Genomic DNA, 25,631 nt, shown 5'->3' on the forward strand with positions numbered 1-25,631 from the left:
TCCGCACTCCAGTACGCTGCGCCCTGTGCGCCGTACCCGACTCTCCAGCGAGCAACGCCGCGAGCAGCTGCTCGCCATCGGCGCCGAGCTGTTCGCCGATCGGCCGTACGACGAGGTGTGGATCGAGGCGGTGGCGGAACTCGCGGACGTCTCGCGGGGGTTGCTGTACCACTACTTCCCCACCAAGCGGGAGTTCTTCGCGGCCGTGGTGCGTGCCGAGAGCGAGCGCATCCTGCGGCTCACCGCGCCCGATCCGGCGCTCCCCCCGGCCGAGCAGCTGCTCGCCGGCCTCGACGCGTATCTCGAGTACGTCCAGACGCACCCCGTCGGCTACCGGGTGATGCACCGCGCCGCCGCCGCGGTGGACGAGGGCGTGCGGGCGGTCTTCGAGGAGAGCCTGGCGGTGCACCAGCAGCGCATCGTGGACGCGGTGGCCACCGTCCACGGGAGCGGCGGGCCCGACGCGGGGGTGCGGATCGCGGCGCGGGCGTGGCTGATGTTCGTCATCGCGGCCTGCCTGGACTGGCTGGAGCACGCCGCGGTCACCCGCGAGGAACTACGCGACCTGTGCGCCCGCACCCTCCTAGCGGCGGTGGGCATCGAGAACACGGCCGGTTGACCTCACCCGTCCGCCCGTTGGTCCGGCGCAGCGGTGTCCCAAGCACGCACCGGACGCCGCTGACTGGTGGCCCGCGCCGCCTTCGACGTCGCCATGATCGTGGGCCATGCCTACGTGGCGGGGCGGGCCGGTCAGTGGGAGGGGGTGCCTCCTGCTTCCACGCTCGCCGCTGCGGCGTCGGGCCGCAGAAGGTACTGCTCCGTTCAGGTGAGCAGGGCGAGGCCCGACCGGGACCCCCAAGCACCGACCGCGTCTGGGAAACCGCAGGTCGAAGCCGCATTGCGGGCTGTCAGCTCGCCAGCAGCATCCACGTCATGCCCAGCGTCATCGCCACCGAGCCCACCTGCGGGGCCGTGATCAGCAGCCGCCGCTGGGGGCGGGCCAGCGGGGGGCCCGCGAAGCCGGGGCCGCGGCGGTGGCGGCCGGGGCCCGGCGGGTCGAGCACCGGCCGCAGCAGCGGCCACGCGGTCGCGGCCAGGCAGACCGCCGTGACCAGCGCGGGCAGCGGGCCGAAGCCGGTGTCGGCGGCGAGCATCAGCGTCATCGCCGCCATGCCGACGAGCAGGACCACGTCGTGGACGCGGAAGTCCGTACGGTCGCGCGCCCGCAGGACCAGCGCGACCGCGAAGCCCAGCGCCACCGCGCCGAAGACGACCGCGAGGGGCCGGTGCCCCTCGGACGGCGCACCCGGGAAGAGCAGGTAGACCATGCCACCGGCCATCCCGGCGTGCGCCGCGTCCGCGGCTGGATGTGTGTCGCTGAGGAGGGGCACGGCGATGAGGCGCAGCAGCCGGAGCGCGAACACGCCCCAGAACAGCCCCAGCAGCGCCAGTTGGAGAAACATCGCCGCTGCGGGCGGTGCCGGCATCGGAGTGTCCATTCCACCTCCACCCGTCATGTGTCGTCGTCCTTCCGATGCCGGATCGCTCACCCGCTCTGTCGCTGAGAATTCCCCCGCGACGGCGCCGACGCTCCACACGTACGGGTGGGTTTGGGTCCGCGCATTCCCCATCGGGTGAGTTTCCCCGCGCACCGCGCAGCCGCCGCGCCGTCGGTGGGCAGTCCTGCGCCATGCCCTCTTTCATCGGATTCGGCGGCCCCGCGACCCTGGGCGCCGCCCTCGACACCCCCCTGCGCTGGTGCGCCCTGGCGGGACTGGTCGCCCTCGGCGGGACGGCGCTCTGCCTCGTGCTCGTACGCCCCGTGCCGCCGCGGGCGCGCACCGCCCTGGGCCGGCTGCTGGCCGCCGCCCTGGGCGTCGGGGCGGCCGGGCTGCTCGGCCTGCTGCTGCTCCCCGGGCCGCTGAGCGGCCCGTCGGTGCGGCTGCGCGCCACCCTGCTCGTGCTGCTCATCGCCTGCTGGGCGCTGGGCCGTTACGCGCTGACGGAGCCCCTCCCCGCCCCCGGCGGCGGTCGGGACTGGTGGCGGGGGGCGGCCGCCTTGGGGACCACCGCGCTCGTACTGACCGCCGCCGGCTGCTGGCAGCTCGCCGAACTCCCGCCGCGCGCCCCGCTGGTGCCCGCCCTCCTGCTTATGCGGAGCCTCCAACTCGCCGCTATCACCTGCTGGCTGGGCGGCTTGATCGCGCTGGCCGTGCTGCTCATCGTGACGCGCGCGGAGCAGCCGGCGATGGCCGCCGCCCGCCGCTTCACCCCGGCGGCGCTGGTCGCCCTGCACCTGCTGATGGCCGTCGTCAGCATGCAGGCGTGGCAGACCGTCGGCGCCGCGCCCCTGGTGCTGGGGACGGGTTACGGGCGGCTGCTGCTCGTCCAACTGGGCGCGCTGACCCTGCTGGTGGCGCTGGACGCGCTCGCCCGTGCCTGCCTGCAGCGGCCGTGGGACGGGGCGCCGGGGGCCGTCGTACGGGTCGTCCTGCACCGCACGCTCGCCGCCCAGCTCCTCATCGGGGCCGCGCTGCTCGCCGTCGCCGGACCGCTGCCGCTGTGGTCGCCGGAGCTGCCGGTGGCGCTGCTGCAGGCGCGGTAGCGGGCACGGCGCCGGGTGGCCGTCAGGGGGCCGTCAGGGGCAGCTGTAGGTGAACGTGACCGCTTCGGCGCGGGGTTGGGGAGCGGAGATCACCAGCTCGGCCGTGGCGGTCACGCTTCCGCGCCCCTCGAACCGCCACAGCAGCTCCACCCGCGCCTCCTCCTGCCCCCGGCCGAACTGCTCGCGCAGCTCGCCGGAGCGGGTGCCGTCACTGCGCTCCCAGTGGTAACGCAGGGTGCCGCCGCGCCCGTTGGTCCGTACGGTGGCGACGATCTCCGCCGTACTGTCGCAGGCCGGGCCCCCGGGGTCCGTACTGACGCGGACGCTCTCGACGGCGAGACCCGAGCCCCACCACTGCCACAGGGCGAAGGCCAGCGAGCAGAGCAGCACGGCGGCGGCGAGCAGGTAGCGGCGCCAGGCCGGGCGCCGGCGCGGCGGCGGGGCGGTGGCCGCGTGCCAGAGCATCGCGGCGGTGTCCCCGCCGGGAGGGGACGCAGGGACGCCGGGGCCGAAGCGCAGGACCGCGTCGTCGTCGTACGCGGGCAGCGGGAGCGCCAACGGCTCGCGCACCGTGGGCGGATGGGCCCGGCCGGCCTCCGGGGGGACGGTGGGCTGCGGCCAGTTCAGGGCGGTCGCGCTGTAGTCCGCCGCCGCCTCGGGGGCGGTGCGCGGGTCGGGGACGGCGGGCCGCGCGGGGCGGCGCAGGCGGTGGGTGCGGGGCTCGTCGGGGGTGCGGTCGCGGGGGTCGTTCATGTCAGAAGCACCCCCGGGTCTGGGTCTGCTGCGAGGAGGCGCCGCCCGCCGCCGCGGGGGAGGTGGTGGCGACGGCGCTCCAGTAGTAGCACCCCTCCGAGCCGCTCACTGCGAAGGTGTGCTTCAGGGGCTGGGTGTAACTGGTGCTCCCCTGCAGCTTGTACGTGGCGGACGCGCCGTCCTGCGAGCCGAGCTGGCCCTTGGTCTGGCTGACGTACCAGGTGACGGTGAGCGTCACCGCGTCCGGCTTGCTGGTACGTACGGCCACCTGCCCGTCTGCTTCCATCGGCCCGAACTGCCGTACCCCGGAGACCGCAAGGTCCGACACCGCCACCGGCTCCACCGGCGGCGACGTGGGCGGCGGCGACGGATCGCTGGTCGCCGGCGCCGGGGTCCCCGGATCCGTCGTCGGTGCGGCGGTGGGATCCGGCGATGCGCCGGCGGAGGCCGAAGCCGAAGCGGAGGGGGAGACCGAGGCGGACGGGGACGCCGAGGCCGACGGCGAGGCCGACTCCGTCCCCGGCGCGGACGTCGGGGCGCCGCCCTCCGTGCTCCCGGCGGCGAGCGGTGAGGCGCTGGTCGTGGCGGCGGTACGGGCCGGGCTGCTCCCCCCGTCCTCCGTGGCCACCGCGGTGACGGCGAGCGCGCCGACGGCCACCAGCGCCCCGACGCCCGCGAGCAGCCCGCGCCGCCCGGTCAGCCAGCCGCCGGGGCCGCCGCCCAGGACGGTGCGGGCGAGGGAGGTCGTACCGGCGGAGGCCCCCTGCGCGGAGGGGAGGAGCAGCGGCAACAGCGCGACCAGGGCGGCGAGTCGGCGCTGCCCGCGCTCCTCCCAGTCCGGCCCGTACGCCGCCCCGGCCACCGTGTCCAGCTCGGCGACGAACAGCTCGGCGGTGGGCGGGCGTCCGGCCGGGTCCTTCGCCATGCCGTGCCGGATCAGCTCCCGTACGGGCTCGGCCACGTTCTCCGCGGGGATCGGGGCGGTGATGTGCTTCACCGCCAGCTCCGCGAACGTCTCGCCGCTGTAGGGGCGTTGGCCGGTGAGGCACTCGTAGAACGTGGCCGTGGCCGCGTACACGTCGGTGGCCGGTGAGGCCGGTGCGCCGCTCCACTGCTCGGGCGCCATGTACAGCGGTGTGCCCGCCACCTCCGGTGTGGCGCCGCTGCGTACCGCGATGCCGAAGTCGACCAGCTTGGAGGAGCCGTCGGCCGCGACCAGCACGTTCTCCGGCTTGTAGTCGCGGTGCACGATGCCGCTCGCGTGGGCGGCGGCCAGGCCCAGCAGCGAGCCCTTGAGCACGACGAGCGCCGCCTCGGGGCCGGTCGCGCCCTCCTGGCGGAGCAGGGCGCGCAGCGCGATACCGTCCACGACCTCCATCACGATCGCGGCGCCGCGGGGCGACTCGACGTACTCGTAGAGCCGCACCACGTACGGCGTGTCGAGCGAACCGAGCAGCCTTGCCTCCGCGCGGAACTCCCGCAAGAAGCCCTCGTCGGCGCGCAGTTCGTCGCTCAGGTACTTCACCGCGACCGGTGTGCCGGTCGCCTCGTGCACCGCGAGGACCACCCGGCCGCTCGCGCCGGAGCCCAACTCGCGCGACTCCCGGTATCCGGGAACCGTCCAACCGTCCATTGCCCCACCCCCCGGTTCGGGCCGCATCCGCCGGCGCGGATGCCTGTGTCGACGCAGGGACAGACCTCGCGTGCCGTCGCTTGGTTCCCTCTATAGCCGACTTATAGCGGATGTCACGGCCCACCGTGACGCGGATGGGGATTTCACCGGCTGTGGACGCAAGCGCGCAGGAGCGGAACCGGCGTCCCGATCACTCCCTCCGCCCCTTGTGGGCTGACATGGACGCATCTAGGGTTCAGTCCCAGTCGCATCCGCGAGAACGCCGCCCGAAGGCCGCGGGAGACCGCGCGAGGGCCGGGAAGCACCGAGGGAACGAGGAGACACAGCCATGCCGGAAGCACCGCAGCCGCCCGGACCGGCCGACTCCGCCGCCCGGGGCCGGCACCGCAGGCCCCGCTCCAGCCCGGTGGCGCGCGCCTCGCTGACCGTCACCGCCGGTGGCGCCGGTCTGGCCCTGCCGCTCCTCGCCGCGCCCAATGTCCTTGCAGCGCAGGGGAGTTCGTCACCGATGCCGCGCGAGGTACGGCACGGGGCGCCCCACCCCCGCAGCGCGGAGGCGGGCGTCCTCCCCCAGGGCGTGCGCCTCACGGTGGTCCCCGCCAGCCCCGGGTCCGCACCGGGCCGGCGCGTCACGCACTACACCGTGCGGCCCGGCGACACCCTGCACGGCATCGCCGTCGCACACCGGGTGCGGGGCGGCTGGTCCGCGCTCTACGAGCGCAACCGGCAGGTGATCGGCGCCGACCCCGACCTGATAATGCCGGGCCAGCGGCTGACCCTGCACGGACCGCGCACGCCTGAGCCCGCACCGCACAGCAAGCCGCCCGCCCCGCACCCCAAGCCCGCCGGAGGCGCCGAGACCGCCGAGGACTCCGGTAAGAAGCCCCAGACGACGACCGGTTACGTCGCCCCGCTCGCCGCCGCCGGCGTCGGCACCGCCTACGGCGTCCGCGGCAGCGCCTGGTCCAGCGGCTACCACACCGGCGCCGACTTCCCCGTGCCCGTCGGTACGGGCGTGCGCGCGGTGACCGGCGGCACCGTCGTCACGGCGGGCTGGGGCGGCGCGTACGGCTACCAGGTCGTCGTCCGCCACACCGACGGCCGCTACTCGCAGTACGCGCACCTCTCCGCCGTGGCCGTACGCCCCGGCCAGCGTGTCAACGCGGGCCAGCGGGTGGGCCGTTCCGGCTCCACCGGCAACACCACCGGCCCGCACCTGCACTTCGAGATACGCACGGGCCCGCGCTACGGCTCCGATATCGACCCCCTCCGCTATCTGCGCGCCCGCGGCGTCCGGATCTGAGCACCCGGCGCGCAAAGGAGCGGGTCAGGGTCTGAGAGGCTGTTGCCGAACCCCCGTCGTCCGCGCGAAGCGCGGGCGCAGCGGCGGTCGGTGCCTCCCCAAGCTCTTCGAGCAGGGGATACCCCAGCTCTCGGCGTGCGCCGTCGCAGGTCATGAATGGGGCATCCCCTGCTCCGTGGGGCATCCCCTGCTCGAAGAGCTTGGGGAGGAAGTTGAGAGCTTGGGGAAGGAGCCACCTGTCCTGCGACGGGGTGCGGCCGGGGGTACCCCCTGCTCGAAGAGCTTGGGGGCGCGTGCCGGGCGTCGGGGCGCAGACGGGGGTTCGGCAACAGCCTCTGAGCCCGATGCCGCGTCTCACGGCGGGCAGATGCAGCGCACGCGACCGCACCGGGGACAGACGGGAACGCGCCGCAACCGCGAAAGGACGTGCCGGACCACCGCGTTGTGTACCGCTTCACTGTGAATCGTGTGCATACCGTGTTCTCCTCCGCTCTGTGAGAGCCTCGGCTCCTCACATCTATGACGCGCTGAGAGGCGAATCGGTTTATGGACAACCGTGCGTGGGACGACCGTTACGCGGATGCCGACCTCGTCTGGGGCGCCGAGCCCAACAGATGGGTGGCCCGGGAGACCGGTCCGCTGCCCCCTGGCCGGGCGCTCGACCTGGCCGCCGGGGAGGGGCGCAACGCCCTGTGGCTCGCCGGGCGGGGCTGGCGGGTGACGGCGGTGGACTTCTCCTCCGTGGGGGTGGAGCGCGGGCGGCGGCTGACGGCCGAGGCGCCGGCGGAGGTGGGCGGGCGGGTCACCTGGGTCTGCGCGGACGTGCTGGCGTACGAGCCGGAGCGGGGGGCGTACGAACTGGTGCTGCTCTCCTACCTGCACCTGCCGGCCGGGGAGCGCGGCCCGGCGCTGCGGACGGCGGCGGGCGCGCTGGCGCCGGGCGGCAGCCTGCTGGTCGTGGGCCACGACACGACGAACCTGACCGAGGGCACGGGCGGCCCGAAGGACGCCCGCGTGCTGTTCACCCCGGCGGACGTACTGGCGGATCTGGCCGGGGCGGGCCTGGAGGCGGTCCGGGCCGAGCGCGTCCTGCGCCCCGTACCGCAGCCGGACGGCCGCACGGTGGACGCCGTCGACGCGCTGGTGCTGCTGCGCCGACCGGCCGGCTGAGCGGTCCGCCTCATCGCCCCGCCTGCCTGCGCCCGAGCGGATCGGGGTGCTCGGCCGTCAACCGCTGCGGCGCGGCCTGCCGCCAGGAGTCCACGACGATCGCCGCCAGCTCCGCCGGGTCGTCGAGCGCGGCGATGCGCACCCGCACCCAGGCGAAGGACGCCTCGTGCCCGGCGATCCAGAACTTCTCCGGCTCCGCCAGCACCAGTTCGTCGCGCTCCAGCATCGGGCAGCGCACGGCGAAGGAGCTCTCGTCCCCGGGCAGCGTGAGGAACATCCTCCCCGCGACCCGGAACGTGGGCATCCCCCACGCGATCTTCTCGCTCGTCTCCGGAAGCGCCAACGCGGTCTCCCGGACCTCCTCGGAACTCGTGGCCATACCTGCGACCGTAGCGGCCGGCACTGACAACGCGGCGCCTCCCCCAGGCCGCCCGGTGCCACTCCCGCCCCACCCGCCGCAATTGTTGACATGGGCGCGCTAACTTTCCCGTTTTCCCCCTACCATCGGGGCGTTGCGCACGATCCCGTCCTTCTGCCAGGAGGCTTGATGCGTCACCTGCGTCTCGTTCTGGTGGGCCTCGCCGCGATCCTCGCGGGGCTGCTCACCGCGCCCCCCGCCCAGGCCGCGCCCACGTTCAAGGCCCCGTACCCCTGCGGCCAGACCTGGACCTACAGCCACCACTCGGCCGAGGTCCGCCTCGCCCTGGACTTCGTCCGCAGTGACGGCGGTCCCACCGCCGGCACCCCCGTGCTCGCCTCCGCCTCGGGCACCGCCTACCGCTACTACGAGGGCGGCGGCGCGGGCAACTACGTCGTCATCGACCACGGCGGCGGCTGGAAGACGTACTACTTCCACCTCGCGTCCTTCGGCATCAGCCACGGCCAGTGGGTCTCCCAGGGCCAGCAGATCGGCACCACCGGATCCACCGGCAACAGCTCCGGCGCGCACATCCACTACGAGCAGCTCTACAACGGGGTCGGGCAGACGATCCGGATCAACGGCGTGTCGCTGGCGCCGTATCCGGGCTCGTACTACCAGAAGTACCTGCGGAGCGACAACGGCTGCTCGGGGTCGTCGACATACTGGGTGGACACCTTCGCCAACGCGCCCGTCTACGGCTCGCCGACCAGCACCGCCCAGACGGGCACCCTCTACGCGGGCACCAACTACGTCTTCTGCAAGGCGTGGGGCCGCGAGATCCGCGACGGCTCGGGCAACTTCAACCACTGGTGGCTCAAGACCGACCCGGACGTGGGGCCGGCGAACCAGTGGGTGTCGGCCTACTACCTCTCGCGCTGGGGCAACGACGAGGCACGGGACAACAACGGTACGGTCATCCCCGATTGCTGAGACCTGCCTACTGAGCAGGGCACGGCAGTACGAACCGTACGGACCGCACGAACAGGGGCGCCCCGCACCGGTCGGGAACCGGCGCGGGGCGCCCCGCGTGCTCAGGCCGGCTGCCCCGTCAGGGACTCGCTGATCCGCTGCAGCGTCACGCGCATGCCGCGCCGGTTGACCTCCGCCCGGCGGGCCGCCGGCGTGGCGGTGAAGACGAGGCCGAGCAGCTCGGCGACGGTACGGCGCCAGCCGGGCGTGCGGCGGTGGTCGAGCCAGTACTCGGTGATCCGGGTGCCGCCCTGCGCCGGTTCGGCCTCGACGCGGTAGCCCCAGCGGGCGATCGGCAGCCCGAAGGAGGTGACGTCGAAGGCGAACTCGGCGTCCGGCTCCGCCACGGCGATCCGGCAGCTGGTGAACCACACCAGCGGCCCCTTGCGGTTGAACCCGGTGAACCGCTGCCCCCGCACCCGTACCGCGAACAGCTCGGTGCTCCACTCGACCATCCGCCGCGGATCGGCCACCGCCGCGTACACCTCCGCCGCCGGCGCCGCTATCACCAGCGACTCCTCGACACTCCACACCCGTTCGCCCATCGCTGAGCCTCCGCCCCACTCGTCGTTGCCCGTGGGGGCAGACGCTAGCAACAGCCGCTCGGCCTCACCTCAGCGCGCTCCCCGCCTTCCAGCTCTCCCAGTCCACGTTCCAGTCGCCGTAGCCGTTGCCGACCGCCGCCGTGTCGCGGGAGTGCACCACCGTCACCGGGTCGCCGACGCCCACCTGGCGGTAGAACCACGCCGCGTCCGCCGTGCTCATCCCGATGCAGCCGTGACTGCCGTTGACCCGGCCGAACTTGCCCGCGTTCCAGGGCGCCGCGTGCACGAAGGTCCCCGACGTGGTCAGCTGGACGTCCCACTTCACCGCGCCGAGGTTGTACGCCTCCGCGCCGAAGATGCCCACGGTCCGCGAGTTCATCCGCAGCGAGGGCGTCTTGCCCAGGACGACCATCGTGCCGTTCCACGTCTCGAAGCCCTTCTTGCCGCTGGAGACCGGCAGCGTACGCACCGTCTTGCCGTTACGCGCCAGGGTGAGCGTCTTGCGCTTGACGTCGACGGTGGAGGTCACCGCCTGGCCGATGCGGAAGTCCACCACCCGCTCCTGGGTGCCGTAGACGCCGCCGGCGTCCACACCGGCCAGGTGCATCGTCAGCCTGACCCTGGTACCGGCCTTCCAGTACGTCTGCGGGCGGTAGTCGATCCGGTCGCGGCCGTCCCAGGACTTCAGCCAGCTCCACGAGCCCTCCACCGCCGGCACGGCCGTCACCGACAGGGCGCGCTCCACCGCCGCCTTGTCGCGGACCGGCTTGCTGAAGGTGATCGCCACCGGGTGCGCGACGCCGACGGTGGTGCCCTTGTCGGGGAAGTACTCGCCGAAGAAGGTCCTGCTCTTGGGCGCCGCGGCGGTCGTGAAGGTCGCGCTGCGCGTCTGCTGCGCGCCCTCGCCGTCCATGCCGCGGGCCTTCATCGTGTACGTGGCGCCGGGGGCGAGCGCGGCGGTGGAGGTCCAGGCCGTCCCCTCGGTGTTGAGCCGCCCGGCGAGCTTCCCCGGCCCGGGCGCGGAGACCTCGACGGCGGCCAGCCTGCCGCCCTTCACCCGTACGGAGACCTTCCCCGCCACGGCGACGTCCCGGGCTCCCTCGTCGGGGGTGAGGGTCATCGCGAACGGCTCGTCGCCGCGCCCGGCGCCCGGCTTGTCGTCCGCCTTGCCCGTGCCCGTACATCCGCCCAGCACCAGCGCGGCGGCGACGGCGATCCCCGCCGCGGTGCTCCTGCGCCGCATCCAGTTCATCGTCGTCACGTCAGCTCCCCCTGCTCGTTCCGATCCCCTGCCCCCAGGGCCTGTTGCGAACCGCGCCACGGGGCAGCTCCGAACGGACGCCTACCCGCGACACACCGCAGCCAGGCGTCCGTTCGAGGCGAACAGCCCCGGCTTGTCACGGTTCGTAGACGCGTACGAAGGGGTGGGCGGTTCCAGGGGAAGGGTCAGGCGAGCACCCGCAGCGCCCTCGGCAGCACCCGCGCCGTCACCGGCAGCACCGCGTCGACCTCGCCGTCCGCCCCGTACGGCAGGGGCCGCGCCCGCTCCGGTGCCTCGATGCGGATCTCGCGGCCGGTGAGGACCTCGACCTCGGGGCGGCGGATGTGGCTGCCGTCCTTCAGTTCGTTCATCACGGCGAAGAAGAGCCGTTTCGGGGCGTGTTTGATGATCACGACGTCCAGCAGTCCGTCGTCCAGCCGCGCGGCGGGCGCGACCTGGCGGCCGAAGCCGTAGTACGCGGAGTTCGCCACGACGACCGTGTAGCCGCGCCGCTCGCAGGTCTCGCCGTCGATGGTGAGCCGGTAGGAGACGGGCCGCCAGGAGGCGACCGCGCGCAGCGCCCCCACGTAGTACGAGGCGGAACCCCGCAGCAGCCGCGAGGTGTTGGCGTTGCGGTTGGCCACCGCGTCCACCCCGGCGTACACGCTGCCCAGCGCCACGGTGTCGGGATGGGCGGCGGAGGTGAGGCCGATGGCGTCCACCTGCCGGGGCTCGGCCGCCAGCAGCAGCCGCGCCAGGGCGGCCGGTTCGCGCGGCAGCCCGAGGGCGCGCGCGAAGTCGTTGCCGCGCCCGGCCGGTACGAAGCCGCAGACCGCCTCCGTGCCGGCCAGCGCGCCGCCGATGCGCCCGGCCATCCCGTCGCCCCCGACGGCGAGCACCGTGCGCCCCTTCTCCCCCGCCTCCAGGGCGAGTTCACCGGCGTGCCGCAGGCTGCGGCTGTGGGAGACCTCCACCTCGGCGCCCGCCTCCCGCAGCTGCCGGGCGATGGGGATGAGGGCGGCGGCGCCGGCCTGGCCGCCTGCTGCCGGGTTGATGACGGCGGTGAACTGGCGCATGGCTGCGGCTCGCCTCTCGGGTCGGTGGTGCGGGGCTGCGGTACGGGGCTCGGTGCGGGCCCCGGTCACTCCGGGACGAGGACGCCCGGGTTAAGGATGCCCGCCGGGTCCAGGCGGGCCTTCACCGCCCTGAGGATCTCCACGCCGACGGGGCCGGCCTCCCGCGCGTACCAGTCGCGGTGGTCGGTGCCGACGCCGTGGTGGTGGCTGATGGTGCCCCCGTTGGCGAGGATCGCGTCGTTGGCCGCCTGCTTGGCGCGCTGCCAGTGCGCGAGGGGGCCGTCCCCCGCAGCACCGCCCTGCGCGCTGACGACGGTGAAGTAGAGGGAGGCGCCGGTCTCGTAGACGTGGCTGATGTGGCACATGACGAGCGGCGGGGTGCCGGCCTCGGTGAGTGTCGAGGTCAGCGCCTCGCGCACGGCCGCGTACAGGCGCGGGATACCGGACCAGAAGACGGCCGTCTCCAGCGTCTCGGCGAAGGCCCCCGCGCCCAGCAGGGAGTCGCGCAGGTAGGGCGCGGCGTAGCGCCCCTGCGCCCACTGCTCGCCCGGTTCGTCGCCGAGCGGCTGTCCGCCCAGGGCGCGCAGGGCCTCGCCGGTGCGTTCGCGCAGTCGCGGTACGCCGTCCGCCGTGCCCTCGTAGCCGGCGAGGAGCAGGCAGCCGGCGTCGGCGGCGAGGTCGGACAGGGTCTGCGGGCGGGCGAGGCCGACCATGGTCTCCGCCTCGTCGGAGAGCCGCAGCACCGTCGGCAGGGGCCCGTCCTGCGCGAGGCGGCGCATGGCGCGGGCGCCGCTGTCGAAGGAGGGGAAGCGCCAGCCCTCGTAGCGCCGTGCCTCGGGCAGCGGGCGCACGCGGACGGTCACGGAGGTGATGACGCCGAACGCGCCCTCGGAGCCCAGGAGCAGCTGGCGCAGGTCGGGTCCGGCGGCCGAGCGCGGGGCGCGGCCGGTCTCCAGGGTGCCGGTGGGGGTGGCGGCGGTGAGGGCGACGACCATCTCGTCGAAGCGCCCGTATCCGGCGGAGGCCTGGCCGCTGCCCCGGGCGGCCGCGAAGCCGCCGACGGTGGCCCACTCGAAGGACTGCGGGAAGTGCCCGAGGGTGAACCCCTTGGCGGCCAGGAGGCGTTCGGCGTCGGGGCCGCGAAGTCCCGCCTGCAGCACGGCCGTACGGGAGACGGGGTCGACGGCGAGCACCCGGTCCAGGCGGCGCAGGTCGAGGGCGACGACGCGGTCCGTGCGCCGGGGGGTCAGGCCCCCGACGACGGAGGTGCCGCCGCCGAACGGGACGACGGAGACAGCGTGTCGGGCGCAGACACGCAGGACGGCGAGCACCTCCTCGTGCGAGGCGGGCAGCACCACCGCGTCGGGGGCGTCGGCCGTCTCGCCCGCGCGGATGCGCAGCAGGTCGGGGGTGGACCGGCCGCGTGTGTGGCGCAGCCGGGTCTCGTCGTCGCGGCGCACCTCGGCGACGGCGGCGAGCGCCGCGTGCACCGGGTCCGCCAACCGGCTCGCGGGGAGCGCGACGTCGGCGAGGTCGAGCGGCGCCTCGGCGGCCGGCGCCACGCCCAGCAGGTCGCGCAGCAGTACGGCGACGTCCTGCGGCAGCGGGGCGGCCTTGGCGGGGTCTCCCCAGCCGTTCCAGAGCATGTTCAACGCGACTCCTCCTCGGGGAGTTACACTGTTACATGTGAAGCCTAAACGTCACAAGCCTTCGGGGGACGAGGCCGCCCTCGACGCGGCCCGCGACTGCGTGCTGGCCGTCGGTGTCCGCCGCACCACACTGACCGACGTGGCCCGCCGGGCAGGCGTGTCCCGTATGACGCTCTACCGCCGCTGGCCCGATGTCCGGGCGCTGGTGGGCGACTTGATGACCCGCGAGTGGCTGGCGGCGGCGCGCGGCGCGCTGCCGGCGGCCGACGATCCGCGCCCGGCGCGCGAGCAGCTCGTCGAGGGGTTGACGGACGGGGCGCGGGCGCTGCGCGAGCACCCGCTCTTCCGCAAGATCCTCGACGTGGACCCCGAGCTGCTGCTGCCGTACGTACTGGACCGCCGGGGCGCCTCGCAGGACGCCCTGCTGGAGCAGCTCGCACAGGGGCTGCGGGCCGGGCACGCGGACGGCTCGGTGCGCGAGGACGACCCGGTCCGCCAGGCGCGGGTGCTGCTGCTGGTCGTCCAGTCCTTCACGCTCTCGCTGCGCACGATGACCGACGAGTCCGACGCCCGCCTCGACACCCCTGCTTTCGAGGCGGAGTTGCGGCACGTACTGGACCGCTCCCTGCGGCCGTAGGACAGGCCCCGGCGCCACCCCCCACCGCCCCTCCGGAAGGGACACCCCCACCGTGAACGCCTCGCTGACCGCCGACCGCCGGCTTCGTGACCTGGGTGAACTGGCCGGCGGCCACACCGTCGACGTGCTCGTCGTCGGCCTGGGCGCCACCGGCGCCGGCGTGGCGCTCGACGCCGCCGCGCGGGGGCTGAGCGTGGCCGCCGTGGACGCGCACGACCTGGCCTTCGGCACCTCGCGCTGGAGCTCCAAGCTCATCCACGGCGGCCTGCGCTACCTCGCCTCCGGCCAGGTGGGCATCGCCCGCGAGAGCGCCGTGGAGCGCGGGGTGCTGATGGAGCGCACCGCCCCGCACCTCGTCCAGGCGCAGCCCTTCGTACTGCCCCTCACCCCGCTCACCCCGCCCGCGCAGGCGGCGCTCGCCTCGGCGGGGCTGCGGGCGGGCGACGTACTGCGGGCGACGGCGGGCACCTCGCGCCGTACGCTGCCGCGCGCCCGGCGCCTGTCGGCCGTCGAGACGCTCCAACTGGTGCCCGCCCTGCGCCGCGAGGGCCTGCGCGGCGGACTGCTCTCCTGGGACGGCCGCGTCTCGGACGACGTGCGCCTGGTCACCGCCCTGGCCCGGACGGCCGCCGCGCACGGCGCCCGGATCCTGACCCGGGTGCGGGCGCTGGAGCTGGGCGACGGCGGCGCGGTGCTGCGCGACGAGCGCACCGGGGAGCGGGTGGAGGTCCGCGCCCGCGCGATCGTCAACGCCACCGGCGTGTGGGCGGACGGCCTGGTCGAGGGCATTCGGCTGCGGCCCTCCCGGGGCACCCATCTGGTGCTGCGCGACCAGGACCTGGGCCTGCCCGCCGCCGGCCTGCACATCCCGGTGCCGGGGACGACGGGCCGCTTCGCGCTCGTCCTGCCGCAGCACGACGGGCGGGTGTACGTGGGGCTGACGGACGAGCCGGCGCCGGGTCCCGTACCGGACGAGCCGCAGGCGCCCGAGGCGGACATCGGCTTCCTGCTGGACCTGCTGGACTCGGCACTGGAGACCCCCGTGCGGCGGGCGGACGTGGCGGGCGCCTTCGCGGGCCTGCGCCCCCTGCTGGACGCCGGCGGGGCGAGCGCCGACCTCTCGCGCCGGCACGCGGTCCTCACCTCCCGGCAGGGGGTGGTGACGGTGGTCGGCGGCAAGCTGACCACGTACCGGCGGATGGCGCAGGACGCGGTGGACGCGGCGGTGGCGGGGCGCGGCCTGGCGGCGGGCCCCTGCCGTACGGCGCGGCTGGCGCTGGTGGGCGCGGCGCCGGCGGCGGAGCTGGCGCGGCTGGCCGCGCCGCAGCGGCTCATCCGCCGGTACGGCACCGAGGCGCCGGCCGTCCACGCCCTGGGCCCCGAGCAGGTCGTCCCCGGGCACGCCACAGTGCTGGGCGAACTGCTGTGGGCGGTACGCCACGAGGGGGCGCTGGACGAGGCGGACGTCCTCGACCGGCGCACCCGTATCGGGCTGGTCGCCCAGGACCGCGCGGCGGCGCTGGGGGCGGCGCGCGAGGCGCTGGGGGTGCGGGCCGCCGACCGGTAATCCGGTTGCCCGGCGGGCCGCTTCCTGTTGGAGTACGGGGGAACCGCCCCGCCGGGCCGGTCGGCGCGGACAGCCCGACACCCGGTCGACCCAGGAGTGTGCCATGCGAGTTGCGTCAGCGTCCCTCACGAAAGGAACCCCCCTCCCCGTAAAGGACCGGACGCTTGACTCGCACGCTCAACCTCGGGATCCTCGCGCACATCGACGCGGGTAAGACGAGCCTCACCGAACGGCTGCTGCACACCGCCGGGGTCATCGACACCCTCGGCAGCGTCGACGCCGGCAGCACGCGGACCGACTCGCTGGCGCTGGAGCGCCGGCGCGGCATCACCATCAAGTCGGCGGTGGTCTCCTTCACCGTGGGCGACACCGTCGTCAACCTCATCGACACCCCCGGCCACCCGGACTTCATCGCCGAGGTGGAGCGGGTCCTGGGCGTCCTGGACGGCGTGGTGCTGGTCGTCTCGGCCGTCGAGGGGGTGCAGGCGCAGACCCGGGTCCTGATGCGGACGCTGCGGCGGCTGCGCATCCCCACCCTCGTCTTCGTCAACAAGATCGACCGCCGCGGCGCCCGCGGCGACGCCCTGACGGCGGAGCTGGCCGAGCGGCTGACGCCCGCCGTGGCGGCGATGGGCCGGGCGCGCCGACTGGGCACGCCGCAGGCGGACTTCGCGCCGTACGGGCCGCATGACGGACGTGTACGCACCGCGCTGGCGGAGCTGCTCGCCGGGCAGGACGACGACCTGCTCACCGCCTACGTGGACGGCACCGGGCCCGCGCTCACCCACGACCGGCTGCGCACCGCCCTGGCCGCCCAGACGGGCCGGGCGCTGGTCCACCCCGTGTACTTCGGCTCCGCCATCACCGGCGCCGGGGTGGACGAACTCCTCGGCGGCATCCGGGAGTTCCTGCCCCACGCCCGCACCGACACCGAAGCACCCCTCGCCGCCACGGTGTTCAAGGTCGAGCGCGGTCCGTCCGGTGAACGCATCGCCTACGCCCGCCTCTTCTCCGGCACCGTAAGCCTGCGCGAGCGGGTGCCCTTCGGCGACGGCCGCGCGGGCAAGGTGACCGGCGTCGGGGTCTTCGCGCACGGCGGCGTGGAGCGGCGCGGGTCGGCGTCTGCCGGGGAGATCGCCACCCTCCGGGGGCTGGACGGCGTCCGGATCGGGGACCCGATCGGCACCCGGCCCCCGGAGGCGGACGCGGGTGCGCACCTCTTCGCCCCGCCGACCCTGGAGACGGTCGTGCTGCCCGCCCGCCCCGCCGAGAAGGGCGCGCTGCACGGCGCGCTGGCCGTCCTCGCCGAGCAGGACCCGCTCATCAACCTCCGCCAGGACGACCTGCGCGACGAGCTGTACGTCTCCCTCTACGGCGAGGTGCAGAAGGAGGTCATCCAGGCCACCCTGGCCGAGGAGTTCGGACTGTCGGCGGGCTTCCGCGAGACGACCACCCTCCACCTCGAACGGCCGGTCGGCGTCGGCCGCGCCGAGGAGCGCATCAAGAAGGGCGGCAACCCTTTCCTCGCGGGCCTGGGCCTGCGCGTGGCGGCCGCACCGCCCGGCACGGGGGTGTCGTACGCCCTGGAGGTCGAGCTGGGCTCGATGCCCTACGCGCTCTTCGCCGCCGTGGAGGAGACCGTCCGCGACACCCTGGCGCAGGGGCTGCACGGCTGGCCGGTGACGGACGTGGCGGTGGCCGTCACGTACACCAAATACTGGCCGCGCCAGAGCCACGCGCACGCCACCTTCGACAAGAGCATGTCGACCACGGCGGGGGACTTCCGCGCGCTGACGCCGCTGGTGCTGGCGGACGCGCTGCGCCGGGCCGGCACCCGCGTACTGGAGCCCGTGCACCGCTTCCGGCTGGAGATCCCGGCCGACACCTTCGGCGCGGTGCTGCCGCTGCTCTCCCGGCTGGGCGCGGTGCCGGGGGCGCCGCTGGCGCGGGGCGCGCTGTACGTACTGGAGGGGGACGTCCCGGCCGCGCGGGTGCACACGCTGGAGCAGCGCCTCCCCGGGCTGACGCGGGGCGAGGGCGTGCTGGAGGCGGCCTTCTCGCACCACCGGCCGGTCACCGGACCGCCGCCGACGCGCGCCCGCACCGACCACGACCCGCTCCACCGGGAGGAGTACCTGCTGCACGTACTGCGCCGGGTCTGAGACCGGCCGGCGGCCTCCAGCGGATGACGGCGCGGGAGCGGCGCTCCTGCGATGAGCACACGAACTGAGTACGCGCACTCATGCCGCCGCTCCCCCGCTGCCGCGACACTTCGCCGTATGACCACCCCACTGCCCCCCGCCGAGGAGCTGCGCCGGCTCGACGCCGAGCTGGCGCACCTCGACGCCCGGCGCGCACAGCTGCTGCAGCGCCGCACCTGCCTGCTGCAGGTCCTCCAGGCCGCCGCGCCGCCCGCCGGCGCCCAGCGGCCCGGACCGCACTGGCAGCCCTGGCAGCCCCGCCCCGCGGCGGGCGACGCGCGCGAGGTGTCCGCACCCAGCGCGCAGAACGTGCTGCTGGCGCTGGGCGGCGTGCTGCTGGCCGTCGCCGCGCTGGCGTTCACGCTGGTGAGCTGGGGCTCCATGGGTACGGGCGGACGCGCGCTGGTGCTCGCCGCGGTGACCGGCGTCGCCGGCGCCGCGCCCGTGGTGCTGCTGCGGCGCCGGCTCACCGCCACGGCGGAGGCGCTGGCGGCGCTGGCGCTGGCACTGACGCTGGTCGACGCGCTTGCCGTGATGCTGATCGCCGAACCGCGCGACCCGGCCGCGTACTGGTCGGCCGCCTTCGCCCTGCTGGCCGCCGGCTGGGCCGGATACGGGCTGCTGGTACGGAAGGTGCGGCTGCCGCTGCCCGCGGCGGTGCTGGCCGCCCAGCCGGTGCTGCCGCTGCTCGCACTGGCCGCCACCGGCGCCGAGAGCGTGCAGGGCGTCCTGTGGGCGCTGCTGGCGACCGCCGCCGCCGACCTCGCCGCCGCACTCACGGTCACCCGCCGTTCCGTACGGCTGACCGCCGCCGTCGCGGCCTGGGCGACGGGCGGCTGCGCCCTGCTCGGCGCGGGCGTCCTGTCGCTGGACGCCGGTACGGCGCCCGTGCTGCGCGCGGCGGCGCTCCTCGGCGCCGGCGCGGCGCTTGCGCTCCTCGCCGCGCGGCGCACCGGGCAGCCCGCCCCCGCCGCCGTGGCGGGCGCCTCCGTGGTCGTGGGAGTCGGCGGCGTGGTGCGCACCTCTGTACCGGAGGCGTGGGCCGCCCCCGGCTATCTGCTGGCCGCGCTGCCGGTCGCCGGCGCGGCGCTCGCCGTGCGGGGTACGGACTGGGCTGCCGTACGCAAGGGACTGGCCGGCGCTGCGGCTGCGGCGCAGGTGCTGGTGCTGTGCTGGACGCTGCCTGCGCTGGCGGCTGCCGTGGCGGCCCCCGTGCGGTGGCTTGCAAAGGTGTGGGAGGGGACGCCCGCCGAGGTGGGCGCGACCGTGGTGCCGTGGGGCGAGGGGCTGGCGGTCCCGGTGACCCTGGCGGTGTCGGGGGCCGTGGCGCTGGCCGCGGCCCGGTTCACCGCCGGCGTGGCCCGTACGACGGCGTCCTGCGCGGCCGTGGCCCTGCTCGGCGCGGCGGCCCTGGTGCTGCCCTCCGCGCTCACGGTGTCCTACCCGGTGGCGCTCACGCTGCTGTGCGTGCTCGTACTCGCCGCGCTCGCCGGCGCCGTGGCCGGGGAGCGCCGGGGCGGTGGGGCGGTGGCGACCGCCGCCCTGGGCCTGGCGCTGGCGGCCGCCGCCGACGCCACACTGCTGGCGCTCGCCGGACAGGCGGCAACGCTCGCCGTCTGCGGGGCGCTGCTGGCGCAGGCCGCGCTCGCGGCGGCGCTGCTCACCCCCTCGCTGCGGCAGACGGCCACCGCCTGCGCAGCCGTGGGCTGGGCGGCCGCGCTGGCGGTGGCCGCTCCCGCGGCGGCCGGACTGGCCGCCCACCAGATCGCGCTGTTCGTCCTGCTGGTCCCGGCCGCCACCACGCTCCTCGCGGCCGTGCTGCGTACGTCCAACCGGACCCTGGGCCCCGCGCTGGAGGCGAGCGGCGCCACCGCCGGAGCGCTCGCCCTCACCCTGGCCGCCGGGAACACCGGCTGGCTCTCCGGCGCCCTGGCGGTCGGCGGTGTCATCGCCGCCGGTGCGGCGCTGCGACCGCAGCGGCGGTGGGCGGCGTACGTGTCGGCGGCGCTGTTCCTGGCCGCGCAGTGGACGCGGCTGGCCGCCTGGGGTGTGGACACGCCCGAGGCGTACACCCTGCCCGCCTCGCTCGCCGCGCTGGCGGCCGGGGCGCTGCGCTGCCGCCGCGAGCCGCAGACCGGCTCCTGGGCCGCCTACGGTCCGGGCCTGGCGTTCACCCTGCTGCCCAGCCTCGTCGCCGCCTGGGCCGACCCGCACTGGCAGCGCCCGCTGCTGCTGGGCCTGGCCGCGCTGGCGCTCACCCTGGCCGGCGCCCGCTCCCGGCTGCAGGCGCCGCTGCTGCTGGGCGGCGCGGTGCTGGCGCTGGACGTGCTGCACGAACTCGCCCCGTACGTCGTGCAGGTGGCCGGTGTGCTGCCGCGCTGGATGCCGCCCGCCGCGGTGGGCGCGCTGCTGCTGGCGGTCGGCGCCACCTACGAGCAGCGGCTGCGCGAGGCACGCAGGGTGCGCGAGGCGCTGGGGCGGATGCGGTGACCTCCGGCCGACCCGGGGGCGGGGCTTGCAACCCTTGTGCCCTCAGTCACAAGCCCCGCCCCCGTGTCACATCCGGCCGCCCGCCGTCCGTCGCACGGATGTCACCGCATCCACGCCCCGGACGGAGGGTCCGACCATGGCCCGCATCTCGCTCACCCCGCCGCGCACCCCGCTGGTCCGCTTCATGGAGTGGTACTCCAAGCGCACCTACGGCAAGGTGCTGGAGCCCGGGACGGCCCTGGCCCACAACCGCAAGGTGCTGCTGGCCGACCTCGCCTTCGAGCGGAGGGTCGCCGGCTTCGACGCCCTGGACCCGCATCTGAAGAACCTCGCCGTGATGGCCGTCTCGGCGAGCATCGGCTGCGGCTGGTGCATGGACTTCGGCTACTGGGCGAGCCGCGAGCACGGCACCGACCGGCGCAAGCTGCAGGACATCCCCAACTGGCGCGAGAGCGACGCCTACACGCCGCTGGAGCGCGACGTGCTGGAGTTCGCGGAGGCCGCGACGGCCACCCCGCCGACGGTCGACGACACACTGGCCGCGACGCTGCTGGCAGAGCTGGGCGAGGCGGCGTTCGTGGAACTGACGGCGATGGTGGCCGTCGAGAACCTCCGCTCGCGCATCAACGCGGCGCTGGGACTGACCAGTCAGGGCTTCAAGGACAGCTGCGAGGTGCCGTCGGCCGGGGCGTAGCCCCTGCCGCAGGGCCCCCGCGCGGGGGCCCTGCGGCGGGCGCACCACTGGCCACCGATACATCGATCAGCGAAGCCGCCCAGCGCGAGTCGCATCCGGCCCCGCCCCGCCGAGATGCCGCGGCGCTCCGCGCCACCCCGACCCGAGCGCGACGTCTTCGCCGGGGGCGTCCTGGAGCGCGTCCCGGCCGTGGCAAGGCAGCCCGGCTGAGGCGCTGACCAGCCAGGATCCCCCAGCGCGCATTGACAAGCACTTTCGCGCCACGAATACTGAACCACCATTCAGTACGTGCTCGCCGGAGGATCCGTGACCGTCATGCTGACCGCCGGCGAGGCGCTCGTGCGCGCGCTCGCCGCGCACGGGGTGGAGCTGGCCTTCGGCATCCCCGGCACCCACAACCTGGAGCTGTACCGGCACTTCCCCGGCTACGGCATCCGGCACGTCACCACCCGGCACGAGCAGGGCGCCGGGTACGCGGCCGACGGCTACGCCCGTACGACCGGGCGCCCGGGGCTGGCGGTGACCACGACCGGGCCCGCGCTGCTGAACATCGCCGCCGCCGTCGGCCAGGCGTACTCCGACAGCGTGCCGCTGCTGGTCGTCTCCCCCGGCATGCCGCTGCGCCACCCCGTGCAGTCCACCGGCCTGCTGCACGAGATGCGCAGCCAGACCGCCGCGCTCGCCGCCGTCGCCGCCTTCAGCCACCGCGTCTCCTCGGCCGCCGAGGCGCAGGCGGCGGTGGCGCGGGCCTTCGCCCTCTTCCGCCACGGGCGGCCGCGGCCGGTGCACATCGAGGTCCCCCTCGACCTGATGGAGGCGCCCGAGGCCGTCGGCCCCGTCCGCCTGGCGCCCCCGCGCGCGCCCGCCCGACCCGACCCCGGGGCCCTGCGCGGGGCCGCCGCCGCGCTGTCCGCCGCCCGCTCCCCCGCGCTGGTCCTGGGCGGCGGGGCGCGCGGGGCCGCCGCCGAGTGCCTGCGGCTGGCGGAGCTGCTGGACGCCCCCGTGCTGACCACCGCCAACGGCAAGGGCGTCGTGGCGGAGACGCACTCCCTGTCCGCCGGCGCCTCCCTGCACAGCCCGGCCGTACGCGCGTGGCTGTGCGGACGCGACACGGTCCTGGCGGTGGGCACGGAGCTGGCGGAGTCCGACCTGTGGGCCGCCGAACTGCCGCTCACCGGCGCGCTGGTACGCGTCGACGTCGACCCGGCGCAGATGTACGCCGGACTGCCCGCCGCCCACCCCCTGGTCGGCGACGCCCGGACCGCGCTGGCCGCGCTGCTGGAGCTGCTGGAGCGCCCCGCGCCGGACCGCCCCGCACCGGACGGCACCGCGCCGACCGGCCCCGCAGTCGCCGAAGTACGCCGGCTGCGCGCCGCCCGCGACGCCGAGACGGCCGCCCGCGACGCGCGCTGGCTGCCGTACCTGCGCGCGATGCGCTCGACGCTGGCGGCGGACGCCGTGGTGACCTCCGACCAGGCGCAGTGCTGCTACCACGGCGCCCTCCCGCACCTCCCCCTGGGCCCCGAGGGCCGCTACCTGCACCCCACCGGCTTCGCCACCCTCGGCTACGCCCTCCCGGCCGCCGTCGGCGCCACGTGCGCCGACCCCGGGCGGCAGGTGGTCGCCCTGTGCGGCGACGGCGGCGTGCAGTTCTGCGTCCAGGAGCTGGCCACCGCGGCCGCGCTCGGGCACCCGCTGCCGGTCGTCGTCTTCGACAACGGCGGCTACGGCGAGATCCGCGAGGGGATGCTCCGGCGCGGCGACACCCCCTACGCCGTCGACCTGCCCCCCGTGGACCTGCCCGCGCTGGCCCGGGCGTACGGCGGCAGCGGCGTACGCGCCGGCTCCCCCGCCGAGTTGGCCGCCGCCCTGCGCACCGCGCTCGCCACCCCCGGCCCCACCCTCATCCACGTCCCCGAGACCCCCGAGGCCGCCCACACCCCCGAGGAGCCCTCCTGATGCCCGCCCCCCTGCTCTCCGTCAGCTGGACGGACGAGGTCACCGGCCGCCGCGGCTACCTGGTCGTGGACCGCCTGGTACGGGGCGTGGCCAGCGGCGGCCTGCGGATGCGCGAGGGCTGCACGCTGGAGGAGGTCACCGGCCTGGCCCGCGGGATGACGATGAAGGAGGCCCTGCACTACGACCCCGAGGCGCGCTACGTGCCCCTCGGCGGCGCGAAGGGCGGCATCGACTGCGCGCCGGGCGACCCGGAGTCGTACGGCGTGCTGGTGCGCTACCTGCGCGCGATGGGCCCGTACGTCGAGCGCTTCTGGACGATGGGCGAGGACCTGGGCCTGACGCAGGAGACCGTGGACCGGGCGGTGGCGGAGGCCGGTCTGACCTCCTGCGTGCAGGCCGTCTACCCGCTCCTGGACGACCGTGAGGCGGCCCGCCGACGCCTCGCCGACGCCTTCGCCCTGCGCGTCGGCGGCATCTCGCTGGGCGAGCTGGCGGGCGGCTGCGGGGTGGCGGAGTCGGCGCTGACCGCGCTGGACCGGGCCGGGCAGCCCCACCGGGGCACGCGCGTCTCGCTGCAGGGGCTGGGCACCATGGGCGGCGCGACCGCGCGCTTCCTGGCCGGGGCCGGGCTGACGGTCGTGGCCGTGGCGGACGCCAAGGGCACCATCGCCAACGACGCCGGCCTGGACGTCGAGGCGCTGCTCGCCGCCCGCGACGCCCACGGGACGGTGGACCGGGGGGCGTTGCGCCCCGCCGACCGCGAACTGCCCGGCGGGGCATGGCTGTCGGCAAAGGCGGAAGTACTGGTGCCGGCGGCGGTGTCGTACTGCGTCGACACCGCCAACGAGCAGCGCATACGCGCCCGCTGGGTCGTCGAGGCGGCCAACATGCCGGTGCTGCCCGAGGCGGAGGCGCGGCTCGCGGCGCGCGGGGTGACCGTCCTGCCGGACGTGGTGGCCAACTCCGCGACCAACGCCTGGTGGTGGTGGACCCTCTTCGGCGACATCCCCGCCGACGCCGACCGCGCGCTGGCCCATGTCCGCCGCTCCATGCGGGCGTTGACGGGCGAGGTGCTGGACCGGGCGGCGCACTGCGGCACGACACCGCGCGCGGCGGCGCACGCCCTGGTGGCGGACAGGCTGCCGCACATCGCCGCCCGGTACGGGACGTACCGCTGAGCGCACTCGCCGCGGGCGGGGCGGCCCGCTAGGGTGCCCCGCATGGTGCGCACCAGGCTGACGGTCGAGGAGCGTCGCACGGAGCTGCTGCGGGCGGCGGTCGGGCAGATCGAGCTGCGCGGTGTCGCCGCGCTGCGTATCGCGGACGTGGCCGCCTCGCTGGGCGTGAGCAACGCGCTCGTCCTCTACCACTTCGAGACGAAGGAGAAACTGGTCGCCGCCGCCTTCGCGCACGCCGCGCAGGGCGACCTCGACCAGCTGCACGCCATCCTCTCCCGGCACGACGGCGCCCTGGCGCGGCTGCGCGCGGCGATCCGCTGGTACGCGCCGACGGGGTCGGCGAAGGGCTGGCGCCTGTGGATCGAGGGCTGGGCGGCGGCCCTGCGCGAGCCGGCGCTGCGCGAGACGGCCGCCGGTCTGGACGCGCGCTGGAAGTCCGCCCTGGCGGAGGTCATCGCGCACGGCACGGCGGCCGGCGAGTTCGACTGCGCCGACCCCGAGGCCGCCGCCTGGCGCCTCACGGCCTTCCTCGACGGCCTCGCCGTCCAGCTCACCTGCTACCCGGGCGGCCTGGAACCGGCGACGCTGCGCACCTGGATCGACGAGGCCGTCACCCGGGAGCTCGGCCTCTGAGGCCGCCGGCGGCGCCCGGCGCGGGGAAGCGCACAGGCGATCCGCCGAAAGGGTGAACGCGAGCGCCCCGCTCCCGTCCCCTACAGCGGCAGCAGATCCGGCCGCTTGGCCGTCACGCCGTCCCCCGAGCTCTCCCCGCGCAGCCTGCGCCCGATCCACGGCACCAGGTGCTCGCGCGCCCAGTGGATGTCCTCGCGGCGCACCTCCATCTGCCCGCGGGCCGGCAGCGGCGGCCAGGGCTCGTCAGGCTCCACCGGGGTGGGCAGGCCGAGCACCTGGACGGCGCGCAGGGCGACGCGGGTGTGGCCCTGCGGGGAGAGGTGCAGGCGGTCCTCGTCCCAGGCCCGCGGGTCCTGGACGGAGCGCAGCGACCACAGGTCGAGCACGGGGCAGCCGTAGCGGTCGGCGATGGCCCGGATGTGCGCCGTGTACGTGGCGACCTTGCCGCGGAAGTGCCCCAGGACCGGCACCCCCCGGGTGTCGAAACCGGTGGTCACCATCACCGTGCCGACGGCGGACGTCAGTCGCGCCACCGCGGCCTCGTAGCGCTCGGCGACATCGTCGGGGTCGGTGCCGGGGCGGATGATGTCGTTGCCGCCCGCGCAGAAGCTGACCAGGTCGGGGCCCAGCTCGATGGCCCGCTCGACCTGCTCCGCCACGATCTGGTCCAGGAGGCGCCCGCGTACCGCGAGGTTCGCGTAGCGGAAGTCGCGCTCGGGGCGGCGCTCGGCCAGCAGCGCCGCGAAGCGGTCCGCCCAGCCCAGCAGCCCGCCGTCGGGTCCCGGGTCGCCGACGCCCTCGGTGAAGCTGTCACCGAGGGCCGCGTACGACCCGAACCCGTCACGTCCGTATACATCAGTACCGTCAGCCACAGCCGCATCATTCAC

The 25,631-nt window shown here is 75.5% G+C and carries 22 protein-coding genes; 13 read left to right on the forward strand and 9 right to left on the reverse strand.

Features of this window, described 5'->3' with window-relative positions:
- Positions 1-25: 25 nt before the first annotated feature.
- Positions 26-619, forward strand: coding sequence for a TetR/AcrR family transcriptional regulator (locus ACFQLX_RS04765; protein WP_386412247.1), 594 nt, complete (start codon positions 26-28; stop codon positions 617-619).
- A 289-nt stretch (positions 620-908) separates the two neighbouring features.
- On the opposite strand, the gene ACFQLX_RS04770 is transcribed toward ACFQLX_RS04765, so the two are convergent.
- On the reverse strand, positions 909-1,499 hold the full coding sequence (locus ACFQLX_RS04770) for a DUF5134 domain-containing protein (RefSeq protein ID WP_386412249.1): 591 nt from the start codon (positions 1,497-1,499) through the stop codon (positions 909-911).
- A gap of 191 nt (positions 1,500-1,690) precedes the next feature.
- Between ACFQLX_RS04770 and ACFQLX_RS04775 the strand changes: the two genes are divergently transcribed.
- Positions 1,691-2,605, forward strand: a complete 915-nt coding sequence (locus tag ACFQLX_RS04775) for a hypothetical protein (RefSeq protein WP_386412251.1) — start codon at positions 1,691-1,693, stop codon at positions 2,603-2,605.
- A gap of 33 nt (positions 2,606-2,638) precedes the next feature.
- On the opposite strand, the gene ACFQLX_RS04780 is transcribed toward ACFQLX_RS04775, so the two are convergent.
- Together ACFQLX_RS04780 and ACFQLX_RS04785 are read right to left on the reverse strand one after the other, a co-directional pair.
- Positions 2,639-3,358 carry a hypothetical protein gene (locus tag ACFQLX_RS04780; protein ID WP_386412253.1) on the reverse strand — a complete coding sequence of 240 codons (720 nt, stop codon included), beginning with the start codon at positions 3,356-3,358 and terminating at the stop codon, positions 2,639-2,641.
- A 1-nt stretch (position 3,359) separates the two neighbouring features.
- Positions 3,360-4,991: a protein kinase domain-containing protein gene (locus ACFQLX_RS04785; protein ID WP_386412255.1), complete on the reverse strand. Its 1,632-nt coding sequence runs from the start codon at positions 4,989-4,991 to the stop codon at positions 3,360-3,362.
- Positions 4,992-5,319: 328 nt separating this feature from the next.
- Here ACFQLX_RS04785 and ACFQLX_RS04790 point away from each other — a divergent pair, with 328 nt between their 5' ends.
- Positions 5,320-6,294, forward strand: coding sequence for a peptidoglycan DD-metalloendopeptidase family protein (locus ACFQLX_RS04790; RefSeq protein WP_386412257.1), 975 nt, complete (start codon positions 5,320-5,322; stop codon positions 6,292-6,294).
- A gap of 546 nt (positions 6,295-6,840) precedes the next feature.
- Positions 6,841-7,464: a class I SAM-dependent methyltransferase gene (locus ACFQLX_RS04795; protein WP_386412259.1), complete on the forward strand. Its 624-nt coding sequence runs from the start codon at positions 6,841-6,843 to the stop codon at positions 7,462-7,464.
- 10 nt (positions 7,465-7,474) lie between these two features.
- On the opposite strand, the gene ACFQLX_RS04800 is transcribed toward ACFQLX_RS04795, so the two are convergent.
- Positions 7,475-7,843, reverse strand: a complete 369-nt coding sequence (locus ACFQLX_RS04800; RefSeq protein ID WP_386412261.1) for an MmcQ/YjbR family DNA-binding protein — start codon at positions 7,841-7,843, stop codon at positions 7,475-7,477.
- 168 nt (positions 7,844-8,011) lie between these two features.
- Between ACFQLX_RS04800 and ACFQLX_RS04805 the strand changes: the two genes are divergently transcribed.
- Positions 8,012-8,815, forward strand: coding sequence for a M23 family metallopeptidase (locus ACFQLX_RS04805; RefSeq protein WP_386412263.1), 804 nt, complete (start codon positions 8,012-8,014; stop codon positions 8,813-8,815).
- A 101-nt stretch (positions 8,816-8,916) separates the two neighbouring features.
- Here ACFQLX_RS04805 and ACFQLX_RS04810 read toward each other — a convergent pair whose 3' ends face one another.
- The 4 genes from ACFQLX_RS04810 to ACFQLX_RS04825 all read right to left on the reverse strand — a co-directional run bounded on the left by ACFQLX_RS04810 (position 8,917) and on the right by ACFQLX_RS04825 (position 13,382).
- Positions 8,917-9,399: an SRPBCC family protein gene (locus ACFQLX_RS04810; RefSeq protein WP_386412265.1), complete on the reverse strand. Its 483-nt coding sequence runs from the start codon at positions 9,397-9,399 to the stop codon at positions 8,917-8,919.
- 64 nt (positions 9,400-9,463) lie between these two features.
- Complete coding sequence (locus ACFQLX_RS04815) at positions 9,464-10,651, reverse strand: L,D-transpeptidase (protein WP_386412477.1); 1,188 nt, start codon at positions 10,649-10,651, stop codon at positions 9,464-9,466.
- Between the two features lie 194 nt (positions 10,652-10,845).
- Positions 10,846-11,736 carry a YegS/Rv2252/BmrU family lipid kinase gene (locus ACFQLX_RS04820; RefSeq protein WP_386412267.1) on the reverse strand — a complete coding sequence of 297 codons (891 nt, stop codon included), beginning with the start codon at positions 11,734-11,736 and terminating at the stop codon, positions 10,846-10,848.
- 65 nt (positions 11,737-11,801) lie between these two features.
- Positions 11,802-13,382, reverse strand: coding sequence for an FAD-binding oxidoreductase (locus tag ACFQLX_RS04825; protein WP_386412479.1), 1,581 nt, complete (start codon positions 13,380-13,382; stop codon positions 11,802-11,804).
- A 40-nt stretch (positions 13,383-13,422) separates the two neighbouring features.
- Here ACFQLX_RS04825 and ACFQLX_RS04830 point away from each other — a divergent pair, with 40 nt between their 5' ends.
- The 8 genes from ACFQLX_RS04830 to ACFQLX_RS04865 all read left to right on the forward strand — a co-directional run bounded on the left by ACFQLX_RS04830 (position 13,423) and on the right by ACFQLX_RS04865 (position 24,744).
- Complete coding sequence (locus tag ACFQLX_RS04830; protein ID WP_386412269.1) at positions 13,423-14,022, forward strand: TetR/AcrR family transcriptional regulator; 600 nt, start codon at positions 13,423-13,425, stop codon at positions 14,020-14,022.
- Positions 14,023-14,074: 52 nt separating this feature from the next.
- Complete coding sequence (locus ACFQLX_RS04835) at positions 14,075-15,589, forward strand: glycerol-3-phosphate dehydrogenase/oxidase (RefSeq protein WP_386412271.1); 1,515 nt, start codon at positions 14,075-14,077, stop codon at positions 15,587-15,589.
- Positions 15,590-15,753: 164 nt separating this feature from the next.
- A complete protein-coding gene (locus ACFQLX_RS04840; RefSeq protein WP_386412273.1) occupies positions 15,754-17,751 on the forward strand; it encodes a GTP-binding protein in 1,998 nt (665 codons plus the stop codon).
- Between the two features lie 117 nt (positions 17,752-17,868).
- Entirely contained in the window at positions 17,869-20,280 is a 2,412-nt protein-coding gene (locus ACFQLX_RS04845; protein ID WP_386412275.1) for an SCO7613 C-terminal domain-containing membrane protein, read from the forward strand.
- Positions 20,281-20,416: 136 nt separating this feature from the next.
- A complete protein-coding gene (locus tag ACFQLX_RS04850; protein WP_386412277.1) occupies positions 20,417-20,974 on the forward strand; it encodes a carboxymuconolactone decarboxylase family protein in 558 nt (185 codons plus the stop codon).
- Between the two features lie 315 nt (positions 20,975-21,289).
- On the forward strand, positions 21,290-22,933 hold the full coding sequence (locus ACFQLX_RS04855) for a 5-guanidino-2-oxopentanoate decarboxylase (RefSeq protein WP_386412482.1): 1,644 nt from the start codon (positions 21,290-21,292) through the stop codon (positions 22,931-22,933).
- The gene (locus ACFQLX_RS04860) at positions 22,933-24,111 is read left to right on the forward strand and encodes a Glu/Leu/Phe/Val dehydrogenase dimerization domain-containing protein (RefSeq protein ID WP_386412279.1); all 1,179 of its coding nucleotides are present in this window, start codon (positions 22,933-22,935) and stop codon (positions 24,109-24,111) included. Before ACFQLX_RS04855 ends, ACFQLX_RS04860 begins: the two co-directional genes overlap by 1 nt.
- A gap of 42 nt (positions 24,112-24,153) precedes the next feature.
- A complete protein-coding gene (locus ACFQLX_RS04865) occupies positions 24,154-24,744 on the forward strand; it encodes a TetR family transcriptional regulator C-terminal domain-containing protein (RefSeq protein WP_386412281.1) in 591 nt (196 codons plus the stop codon).
- Positions 24,745-24,824: 80 nt separating this feature from the next.
- Here ACFQLX_RS04865 and ACFQLX_RS04870 read toward each other — a convergent pair whose 3' ends face one another.
- On the reverse strand, positions 24,825-25,616 hold the full coding sequence (locus tag ACFQLX_RS04870; protein WP_386412283.1) for an SGNH/GDSL hydrolase family protein: 792 nt from the start codon (positions 25,614-25,616) through the stop codon (positions 24,825-24,827).
- Positions 25,617-25,631: the final 15 nt, after the last annotated feature.

This window comes from Streptomyces polyrhachis (assembly GCF_042663125.1).
GTDB classification, from domain to species: domain Bacteria; phylum Actinomycetota; class Actinomycetes; order Streptomycetales; family Streptomycetaceae; genus Streptomyces; species Streptomyces polyrhachii.